Source organism: Microcystis sp. LE18-22.4A (assembly GCF_027531105.1).
In the GTDB taxonomy this organism is placed as follows: Bacteria; Cyanobacteriota; Cyanobacteriia; order Cyanobacteriales; family Microcystaceae; genus Microcystis; species Microcystis aeruginosa.
The window spans coordinates 1-9,374 of record NZ_JAPZRB010000431.1; the positions used below are offsets into that span (position 1 = coordinate 1).

General features: G+C 43.9%; 16 protein-coding genes. 10 read left to right on the top strand and 6 right to left on the bottom strand.

Translation table 11 applies throughout. From position 1 onward, the window contains the following. Positions 1 to 283 precede the first annotated feature (283 nt). From rplI to O9295_RS19020, 4 genes are all read left to right on the top strand, one after another. Complete coding sequence (gene rplI / locus O9295_RS19005; RefSeq protein ID WP_012264300.1) at positions 284 to 742, top strand: 50S ribosomal protein L9; 459 nt, start codon at positions 284 to 286, stop codon at positions 740 to 742. A gap of 99 nt (positions 743 to 841) precedes the next feature. Beyond that, positions 842 to 1,426 carry a chromophore lyase CpcT/CpeT gene (locus tag O9295_RS19010; protein ID WP_193960746.1) on the top strand — a complete coding sequence of 195 codons (585 nt, stop codon included), beginning with the start codon at positions 842 to 844 and terminating at the stop codon, positions 1,424 to 1,426. Positions 1,427 to 1,675: 249 nt separating this feature from the next. Beyond that, positions 1,676 to 2,479 carry an exodeoxyribonuclease III gene (gene xth, locus O9295_RS19015; protein ID WP_288034526.1) on the top strand — a complete coding sequence of 268 codons (804 nt, stop codon included), beginning with the start codon at positions 1,676 to 1,678 and terminating at the stop codon, positions 2,477 to 2,479. A 134-nt stretch (positions 2,480 to 2,613) separates the two neighbouring features. Beyond that, positions 2,614 to 3,168, top strand: a complete 555-nt coding sequence (locus O9295_RS19020; protein ID WP_004163268.1) for a hypothetical protein — start codon at positions 2,614 to 2,616, stop codon at positions 3,166 to 3,168. On the opposite strand, the gene O9295_RS19025 is transcribed toward O9295_RS19020, so the two are convergent. From O9295_RS19025 to O9295_RS19040, 4 genes are all read right to left on the bottom strand, one after another. Further along, positions 3,169 to 3,486, bottom strand: a complete 318-nt coding sequence (locus O9295_RS19025) for a hypothetical protein (protein WP_002763627.1) — start codon at positions 3,484 to 3,486, stop codon at positions 3,169 to 3,171. A gap of 119 nt (positions 3,487 to 3,605) precedes the next feature. Next, a complete protein-coding gene (gene crtR, locus O9295_RS19030) occupies positions 3,606 to 4,499 on the bottom strand; it encodes a beta-carotene hydroxylase (RefSeq protein WP_288034529.1) in 894 nt (297 codons plus the stop codon). Positions 4,500 to 4,660: 161 nt separating this feature from the next. Then, entirely contained in the window at positions 4,661 to 5,080 is a 420-nt protein-coding gene (locus tag O9295_RS19035) for a helix-turn-helix domain-containing protein (protein ID WP_288034531.1), read from the bottom strand. Further along, positions 5,064 to 5,363 carry a type II toxin-antitoxin system HigB family toxin gene (locus O9295_RS19040; RefSeq protein ID WP_004163263.1) on the bottom strand — a complete coding sequence of 100 codons (300 nt, stop codon included), beginning with the start codon at positions 5,361 to 5,363 and terminating at the stop codon, positions 5,064 to 5,066. Before O9295_RS19040 ends, O9295_RS19035 begins: the two co-directional genes overlap by 17 nt. 396 nt (positions 5,364 to 5,759) lie before the next feature. On the opposite strand from O9295_RS19040, the gene O9295_RS19045 reads away from it, so the two are divergent. Further along, positions 5,760 to 6,302, top strand: a complete 543-nt coding sequence (locus O9295_RS19045; RefSeq protein WP_288034534.1) for a PEP-CTERM sorting domain-containing protein — start codon at positions 5,760 to 5,762, stop codon at positions 6,300 to 6,302. Between the two features lie 137 nt (positions 6,303 to 6,439). Here O9295_RS19045 and O9295_RS19050 read toward each other — a convergent pair whose 3' ends face one another. Then, positions 6,440 to 6,847, bottom strand: a complete 408-nt coding sequence (locus tag O9295_RS19050) for a PIN domain-containing protein (RefSeq protein WP_288034536.1) — start codon at positions 6,845 to 6,847, stop codon at positions 6,440 to 6,442. After that, a complete protein-coding gene (locus O9295_RS19055; protein ID WP_193977033.1) occupies positions 6,837 to 7,058 on the bottom strand; it encodes a hypothetical protein in 222 nt (73 codons plus the stop codon). Before O9295_RS19055 ends, O9295_RS19050 begins: the two co-directional genes overlap by 11 nt. Before the next feature lie 373 nt (positions 7,059 to 7,431). Between O9295_RS19055 and O9295_RS19060 the strand changes: the two genes are divergently transcribed. From O9295_RS19060 to O9295_RS19080, 5 genes are all read left to right on the top strand, one after another. Next, the gene (locus O9295_RS19060) at positions 7,432 to 7,983 is read left to right on the top strand and encodes a PEP-CTERM sorting domain-containing protein (RefSeq protein WP_288034539.1); all 552 of its coding nucleotides are present in this window, start codon (positions 7,432 to 7,434) and stop codon (positions 7,981 to 7,983) included. Positions 7,984 to 8,102: 119 nt separating this feature from the next. Further along, the gene (locus tag O9295_RS19065) at positions 8,103 to 8,402 is read left to right on the top strand and encodes a nucleotidyltransferase family protein (RefSeq protein ID WP_288034542.1); all 300 of its coding nucleotides are present in this window, start codon (positions 8,103 to 8,105) and stop codon (positions 8,400 to 8,402) included. 112 nt (positions 8,403 to 8,514) lie between these two features. Beyond that, positions 8,515 to 8,862, top strand: coding sequence for a hypothetical protein (locus O9295_RS19070; protein WP_016515502.1), 348 nt, complete (start codon positions 8,515 to 8,517; stop codon positions 8,860 to 8,862). Beyond that, positions 8,862 to 9,029 (top strand): hypothetical protein, encoded by a 168-nt coding sequence (locus tag O9295_RS19075; protein ID WP_192575995.1) that lies wholly within the window; start codon positions 8,862 to 8,864, stop codon positions 9,027 to 9,029. Before O9295_RS19070 ends, O9295_RS19075 begins: the two co-directional genes overlap by 1 nt. Then, complete coding sequence (locus O9295_RS19080; protein ID WP_288034545.1) at positions 9,022 to 9,180, top strand: hypothetical protein; 159 nt, start codon at positions 9,022 to 9,024, stop codon at positions 9,178 to 9,180. Before O9295_RS19075 ends, O9295_RS19080 begins: the two co-directional genes overlap by 8 nt. The last annotated feature ends 194 nt before the right edge of the window (positions 9,181 to 9,374 follow it).

Genomic DNA, 9,374 nt, shown 5'->3' on the forward strand with positions numbered 1-9,374 from the left:
AACGAGGTCTATACTGATAGAATATCCGCAAAATAGTCCTAAAAGTCTTGCCCAGTAAGCCTTTCACGATTCCATAAGCAAAAATTATCACACAAAGTCGAGAAGAGCCGGCAGTTTTTGAGGGAAAAAAAGTCTAAAAACCTTATCCAACAAGGTTGTTAGATTTATTCAGCAAACCCCAAGTAGTTTTTCCATAGCTAACTGACGGTCCGGATGGGAGGACAGATAAAAACGATTGCATGGTATGATAGGGGTTTTGGAACTATTGTTTTAGGTCAAGATCATGGCGAAACGAATGCAGGTTATCCTCAATCAAAAAGTCAGCAAATTAGGTGAAAATGGCGATGTGGTGGAAGTGGCCCCCGGTTATGCGCGCAATTACCTTATCCCCCAAGGTGTGGCCGTTTTAGCCACCAAGGGCGCAATTAAACAGGCAGAATTTAGGAAAGAAAAAGAGCGTCAACGTCTCCTCGCTGAAAAACAAGAAGCGGAAACCAGAAAAACTGCGATCGAAAAACTCAGTCCCTACAGCATCCCTAAACAGGTGGGTGAAAACGAGGCCATTTTCGGTACTGTCACCAGTCAAGATGTGGCTACGGTTATTCTAGAAAATGCTAAATTAGAAATCGATCGCCGTGGTATTACCGTCCCCGATATCGGTCAATTGGGAGTCTATAAAGTACAAGTCAAACTCCATCCCGAAGTTAGTGCCGATATCGAAATTAAAGTAATCGCACAATAACAATTATCGGGGCATAGTTATCAGTAATCAGTGAAAATTTATCAGAGCGATTAACTAGCTGATGGCTGATAGCTAATAGCCATTCACATCTCAAAAACTATGACTCATCCCACGGATATAAAAACCCTAGCACGCTGGATGGCGGCGGATTTTAGTAATCAAGAACAAGCTTTTGCTAATCCGCCTTTTTTTGCCCATATTCGCGTGTGTATGCGCCCTTTGCCCGATGAATTACTGAAGGGAACCAGCTTATTTTTAGAGCAGGCCTACGATTTTATGCTCAATACTCCCTATCGTTTGCGAGTATTTAAATTATCGGTAGTCGATGATCATATTGAACTAGAAAACTTTAAAGTTAAAGAGGAAGCTAACTTTTTTGGTGCTTCTAGAGAACCCCAGCGTCTCAAAAATCTCACCTTAGACTTATTAGAACCGATGCTGGGTTGTGATATGAATGTCACTTGGACAGGTAACAGTTTTAAAGGGGTGGTGAAACCGGGTAAACAATGTTTAGTCTTTCGCAAAGATAGAATGACTTATTTAGATAATAGTTTTGAAATTAGTGAACGGGGATTAATTAGCGTTGATCGCGGTTTAGATCCCGAAACCGATCAATTAGTCTGGGGTTCGATCGCCGGTCCCTTTGAGTTTGTGCGTCGCACCAGTTTTGCTGAGGAAGTGTGAGAAAAATTATCGGTTTTTAGCTAGGGCTTGCTGAATAAATCTAAAAACCTTGTTGGATAAGGCTTTTAGACTTTTTTGACCTCAAAAAGTGCCGACCATTGGAGGGATCGGGGGTAAAATTCAGGTACTTTTTCCCTAAAAATTAGGTAACTGACTACCTCAAAATCGGTAAAACCCTACACCCCACACCCCACACCCCACACCCCACACCCTGCCCCCACCAACAAACTTTTTCAGCAGACCCTAGCTATGAAAATCGCCACATGGAATGTCAACTCGATTCGCAGCCGACAAGAGCAGGTAATTAATTGGTTACAACTCAATCCCGTTGAGGTTTTATGCTTGCAAGAAACTAAGGTAATCGATCGAGATTTTCCCAGAGAAGCTTTTGAATCTTTGGGTTATCATCTCTATATTTCTGGACAAAAAGCCTATAATGGTGTGGCGATTCTTAGCCAAAAACCCCTGGACGATATCACTGTGGGATTTAGTCCAATTATCGGCGAAAATTTAACAGGAGAACTAGACGAACAGAAACGGGTAATTACTGGAGTAATCGGCGATATTCGGATTATTAATCTCTACGTTCCTAATGGTTCTTCCCTAGATAGTGACAAGTATATTTATAAGCTTAAATGGTTAGAAACCCTTAGGAAATATCTAGATAAAATTATTAATTCTCAACCTGAAGAATTATGTATCTGTGGTGATTTTAATATTGCCTTAGAAGATAAAGATATTTATGATCCCAAAGGCAAAGAAAATCATATTATGTCTTCAGCTAAAGAAAGAGAAGCTTTAGAAAAGGTGTTAGAAATTGGGTTACAAGATGCCTTTAGAAAATTCACCTCGGCAGCGGGACATTATAGTTGGTGGGATTATCGCAGCGGTGGTTTTGCTCGTAACCGAGGTTGGCGAATCGATCATCTTTATTTAACTCCTCAGCTATACGAAAAAGCCGTTAATTGTCTGATCGATCGAGAACCCAGAAAACAAGAAAAACCTAGCGATCATACCCCTGTTATTCTGGAAATATCAAGCCAAAATAGCTAAAGGATCAACCTAGACTTTGCACAGCCAGAATTTTGCTCTCTTAGCTTCCCTAACCGGGGACTTTCACCTTGAGGATTTATTCGGTAACGAGAAAATGCTATGATTCGGGTTGAATTTACCAAGTTTATTAAATTATGCGTTCTCCCCAATTAATTGTTCTATTGCTCGGTTTATCCCTTCTCCCCAGCATCTCCCCCGCTTTTGTCCATGCTAATCCCTCGATAGTGCCAGTGAAACAATCGAGTAATCGCGATTGGGGACAAAAAATCAGCGAAGCGGAAATTAAAGCAATGATTGAAGACATTCAAACCGCTATTAAAGATAAAAATATCGCCCTAATCCTCAAACACTATGCCCCGTTTATTTCCTCGCAATTGACCATTAAAACCGATGCTAGTACCGAAATTTTTGAGTTAGATGGCATCACGGAACATAAAATATTTTTAGAGGAATCCTACAAAAATATTAAAAGTATAGAGGTTCTTTCTGAGAATTGGGACGTGGATATTCTTGCTAATAACGAGATGGCGATTGTCACTCGCGAGCGAGTAGTCAATATTACCAACACCGAGGGTGATAACTATATAGTTGCATCGGAAGCGGTGGCTAAAGTCGCTCCCATCGACGGCAAATTGAGGATATTTTCCATTCAAGAAACCGCCGAAGTGGGACGCAGACCAAAAAAATAATCAACCTCTCCGGTTGGGACTAGACCAACCCGACTCCCGCCGTCTTCTTCCCTCGATAAAACCGTCATCGTAGTCTCTAGAATTGCGCGGATTATCATAGCGGGCAAAGTTAAACCCGTCCTCTAGTCCGCGCTGAAATTCTTGCTCTGGTGGCACAAATCGATAACGTTGTCTATTATCCTGTACCGCCCGGTTGATTAACAAGGCCCCCGCTCCAATACCCACGGCCTCACCAAAGGTTAAAGACTTAGCATAATCGATGTTAATTGTCAAGAAAGTTGTTGTTAAAATTAAGGCTTTTCCCCAATGCTGACCCATAAAATCCTCCTTCAAAAAATCAAGTTGACAACAAAACCGGTACAGATACAAAGTTTCTCATAAAATCGACCACCGACTCCCCAAAACGAAAACCTTGTACCTCACCATTACGATAAATGCTATGAGCTAGATTTAGAAGAATGGGAGTGAAAGCGAATCCCCAAGAAGACATCGTAGAGGAAACTCCAGAAATTCTTACCTTGCAGTAAACCTAAAGACTGTTCACAATCTTTCGCATCTAAAAGCGGTTTAGTGGCATAGTATGCCGGTTGGTATTTGTACCAGGGAATCGACGGCCAGAGATGATGCACGAGATGATAATTCTGCCCTAAAATCAGCAGATTTAAGAGGGGACTGGGGTAAACTCGGGCATTTTTCCAACGATTGCGCTCTTGGAAAGGACGATGGGGGAGATAATCGAAAAATAAACCGAGGGCAATTCCCACCACTAAAGCGGGAACAAACCAAAAATTCATCACATAGCTGATAAAACCGTATTGACAGGCGAAGATGACTATGGTAGCAACAAAAAGACGACTGAGGAACCATTCCAGCAGTTCGTATTTCCGCCAGAGTTGCCGCTTAAAAAAGAAGATTTCATGATAAAAAAATCTGGCCGCAATCATCCACAAAGGGCCACCGGTGGAGACAAAATGATCTGGATCATTTTCGGGATCGTTAACGTGAGCGTGGTGCTGTAAATGGACTCTAGTGAAGACCGGAAAGGCAAAACCGAGCATTAAAGCACTGCCATGACCTAAAACAGCATTAAATGTCCGATTGCTATGGGCAGAATTATGAGAGGCATCGTGGATAACTGTCCCCGATAAATGTAAAGCGAGGACATTAGCACTAAAACAAATCCAGTCGGGCCAGGACCATAGCCAATAGCCACAGGTAGATAGGGTTATTAGGCTCAAGGCACTAAAAAACATGGTAACGTTTGGGTTGAAGCCCCCCGGTGCTTTTAAATACTCTTTGGGGACTGTCAGCAACATCTCGGCCGACTGCATTATGGGTGTTGCTCCTTATTGTGTTCGCTTTACTGGCGTAAATTATCATACTACGGCTTTTTCATAAAGTTTTGTAACATTATCTTAATTAATCTAAAGTTATGAAGAAAGTAAGGATTTGTTATATGGTCTTCCCCCCCAGTCCCCGAGGGAAAGCGAGGCTACAAGAGAAAATCACGGGCGCTTAACGCCAGTTTCGCACTTAAACGATTAAAAAATTCGGCCAGAGACTCGGCTTGAGAGGGAGCGATCGCCTGTTTCCCCCCTATCACCGATTCTACTCTATCCCGATCGCCGAAAATATCGACAAGACACTCCCTATCGATATCGAATTCATGCAGTAAAGATTCTAACGTAGCGGTAGGATTTGTTCGGGCGATCGGATAATGTTTCCGCTCGTATTCTTCCACTAATAACACCAGTAAATCAAATAATAGTCCTTCGTCATTGCTTAACTCCCGTGACATCATCCCTTCAATTATGCTTAAAAATCGCTCGTATTCTTGCGAGTTATTAATCGGTTTCGGTTGATACTGCAAGAGTAAATCACCATAGGTTAATGGATTAGAAGTAGGGATCATTTTTCCAGTTCTCCTTATTGTATTCAGCGTGACTTAGAATATATTTAACGAAAATGGTTTGACGAGAATAATTGATGTCAGCGATTAAACGGTATTTGTTTCCCTTGATATTAAAAACTGTAAAATTTCCCACCGCCTCCGCTTTCGGGTAGCGACCTTGAACCTCTACTAAATTTTTCCAGTTAGCCTTACTAGCGAAGTTATACCAATCCCTAAGAGCGTCTTCCGCGTCCGAGTGGCGTTCCCAAAACTCTCGTAATTTGACTTTACTGATCACGCCCATCGATCGCTAGTTTTATTGTTGTTTTTAACTTAGATAAGTAGCTGGTTATAATTAAATTAAAAATGGATTTTAGGTTCGATCCCCCCTGCCCCCCTTGATAAGGGGGGTGCCGATAGGCGGGGGGATCTCCCTTGATAAGGGGGGCATCTGATAATTTTTAACGCCTACCTACTTAAACATCGATCGCTCTGATAATTATAGTGTATGTCAATTTTACCGATCGCTCCCCGCACCCCAGAAAAGCGCACCACTTCGCCGCTCTCTTGGGAGATCGCCCTAAATCCCGAATCGAGTAATCAATAGCTAGATGAAGCATCAGAAATATAAATAATAAAAACCTTGACAAAATCGCGGGGGGGGTAAAATTCGGGGGAATTTAGCTAAACAATGTATTCTATGCCACTTAAAAGTTCCCTTTGTTATTCCGTCGCCCTCGCCACGGTAGCCACCGCCACCCTCGCACCGGTTGCGAGCGCCGCAACTTTTAACTTTTCCTACACCTCCAGCTTAGGAACGATCACTGCGACGGTTGACGGAACCCTGCAACCAGATAACAACACGGTATTCGTCAGTTCTATCAGTAATACCACCTTTAACGGTTCTCCCGCCCCCGCTCTTCCGTTGACAGGTTCTTTTGTGGCTTTCGTTTCTGGTAGTCTAACGGGTCAGGCGGTGCTATCCTTAGACGGATCAGGACTGGATTTTATCGCTTGTAACACCACGAATTGTAATGATGGATTCGGCTTTTTAACCGCTGGCATTATATTTCCGGTTGACCTTTTCGCTTCCGGCGCTGGCTACGGTTCTGTTTCTGTTGGCGAACCCTTCGTCCTCGCCAATTATTCCCTGACCACCGTTCCCGAACCAGCGACGGTTCTCGGTTTACTCTCTGTTGCCGGGGTCGGTTTATTGTGCAAAGGCCGGAAACTGGAAGGGTAATTTTGACCGATTGATCCCCCTGCCCTCCTTATCAAGGTGGGGTTGACTCATAGTAGGGTTGATTCATAGTAGGGTTGATTCATGAATCAACCCTACTTATCAAGGGGGGTGTCTGACAACTTTTAACACCTACCTACTTAACCAAAGGGATTAACGATCATCAATTGATTCTCGATTCGCTGACCATCTTGTAAATCTTCACTGTAGAGAATTTGACAGCCCGCTTCCAGAGCGCTGGCCAGTATTAAACTATCAAAGTAACTATATTGATAACGTTCCGCTAGATTCAATGCCATCTCTATCGTATTAACAGAAACGAGGACGATTGGGAATCCCTCGGAAAGCTCTTGTACAGCGTCTCGAATTTGCGAATAGCTTAGGGAAAATTTCCGTTTTAATACATTTATCGTTTCATTTAAAACCTGTGTACTAATCCAAGCCTCACCCGATCGAACACAATCAATCGCTCGCTGTCGTTTATCCGGCTCATCCTCAGAATACGCGTAAATTAAGACATTAGTATCGATAAAAACTTTATCGGGCATTAGCCTCGTCCCGATCGAATCTAAATCCCCGTGTATTTAAAGAAATCGCCTCGAACATCGTTTTTTCAGTTTTCTGGCTCGGATCGGGGACGATTTCCGAGTCATCCAAAACAATCACCCGTATCATCTTACCTTCCCATTGAGAAGAATATCGGGGGGGAACGCTCACTTGACCGTCATGAATAACCGTCCTAAATTCGATCGCTTCCATACATGGCTCCAATTAAACCCTATCTCTACTTTAGCTCCAGAGTTAGGCGACCGATTAAATCCTATCAGGGGAACTGGGACAACGGGAACACCGAAACGGAGACTATAACTATTTCAATGCTAGTTATTTTGTTTGTCTTTGGCCAATGACAAGAGCGATCGGCGGCTAGAGTATTTCTTTGATGATGGGAACTATAACCCCCCGCACCCCAGAAAAGCGCACCCCTTCGCCGCTCTCTTGGGAGATCGCCCTAAATCCCGAATCGAGTAATCAATAGCTAGATAAAGCATAAGAAATATAAATAACAAAAACCTTGACAAAATCGGGGGGGGGGTGGTAAGATTCGGGGGAATTTAGCTAAACAATGTATTCTATGCCACTTAAAAGTTCCTTTTGCTATTCCGTCGCCCTCGCCACGGTAGCCACCGCCACCCTCGCACCAGTTGCCAGCGCCGCAACTTTTAACTTTTCCTACACCTCCAGCGCAGGAACCATCACTGCAACGGTTGACGGAACCCTGCAACTGGATAACAACACGGTATTCGTCAGTTCTATCAGTAATACCACCTTTAACGGCTCTCCCGCTCCTGCCCTCCCGTTCATAGGTTCTTATCTCGATAGCATTCTTGCTGGTGTTGTTGTAACGGGTCAGGCGGTGCTATCCCTAGACGGAGCGGGACTGGATTTTGTCGCTTGTAACACGACGAATTGTATTGATGGATTCGGCTTTTTGCCCCCTAACGCTATTGTAGGTAACACGACCGACCTGTTCGCTTCCGGCAGTGCCTACGGTTCTACTCTTCCTGAACTCTTCGTTCTCGCCAATTATTCCCTGACCACCGTTCCCGAACCAGCGACGGTTCTCGGTTTACTCTCTGTTGCCGGGGTGGGTTTATTGTGCAAAGGCCGGAAACTGGAAAAGTAATTGTGACCGACTAAAAATTAAATTGATTGGGAACGGGTTGTGCGATTGTGGCAGCCCGTTTTAGTCTTTGATCAGGATCGAGAGATCGATCGCACGATTAACTAAAGGGAGTAAATTAGATGGTAGATAAAATCACCGCCAACGAGATATTGGAACATTTACGAACCCTGAAACCCGAACTGGAGGAACGATACGCGATCGATCGAATCGGCATTTTCGGCTCGGTAGCCAGAGAGGAAACCCGACCGACGAGCGATATAGATATAGTGGTATGTATGCCCCCCGATCTGCTTAAAAGAGTCAGACTGAAAGCCGAACTAGAGAACCTATTCGGACGGGAAGTGGACGTGATCCGCTATCGGGATTCTCTGAATCCTTACCTCAAGGCACGGATCGATCGAGAGGCTATCTATGTGTGATCGATCGCTTCTATTCGAGTTATCGAATTTTCCCAATCAAACCGCTCCGCTCGGTCTTTGTGCGGCCTGTTTTTGCTAGGTTAAAATCGTCCCCTGTCTTATTCTTCAATTTATGCCTTTACCGTCCGAATTAACTGCGCTCGTAGAAAGGATCGATCGAGAACTAGATCGCCTAGAAAGTGACGGGAGAGAAGCGATCAAAATCGGTACATATCTGTTAAATCGTTTTCCCGACAATTTTACATTAATTCAATTGATGGCTTTTGTGAATACTAGCTTATTTTACGCTGATCGCGCCAGGAATCAAATCCGCGAGCGTGTGGAAAGTGTTGATCGATCAGAACCGACCCCAGCAAATTTACAGGAGGCCGGGGAAGATATCTCGATCGAGTTAGGACGTATTTTAGAGACTAAAATAAGGGTGACGCAGGTTAAAAATCGCTTGGAGGGCTTACGGTGATGGACGAAAAAGAAACAGGACTAAATGAACGGGAACTAGAGGAAATTCTGGAAATGGCACGGGATGCGGCGGAAAAAGCCCGATCGATGTGCGAGGTAATCACAGAAAATTCAAAAAAATGGCGAGAAAGAGCGAAACAATCGCCGCAAGTGAGATCGGGTGGCTGAAGTAACCGAACCGATATTTATGGGGAATAGTCGGGGGTTCGATCGATACGTTGACATCCTCGCCGCCGTAAAACGGACGGCGATTCCTCACCACGCCACTTTTTTAGGGTGGTCGCTGAATGGGGTTGACGCTTCACCGAAAAACGCTTAATTGCTTAAGTCTGACTCTTTCTCCACGTCCGTTTTGAGTGTCCGGATGCCCTCCGGCCACTTTGAACAAGTCGAAAAAATCTCATGTTCAACCTTATTTCCTAGAAAGTTTTACTCGTTCAAGGCCGAATTTGAATTCTTTTCTGAACAAAACCCCCTACTATCTGTTGTCAAGGTTCAGTTTTTAGCTTGGTT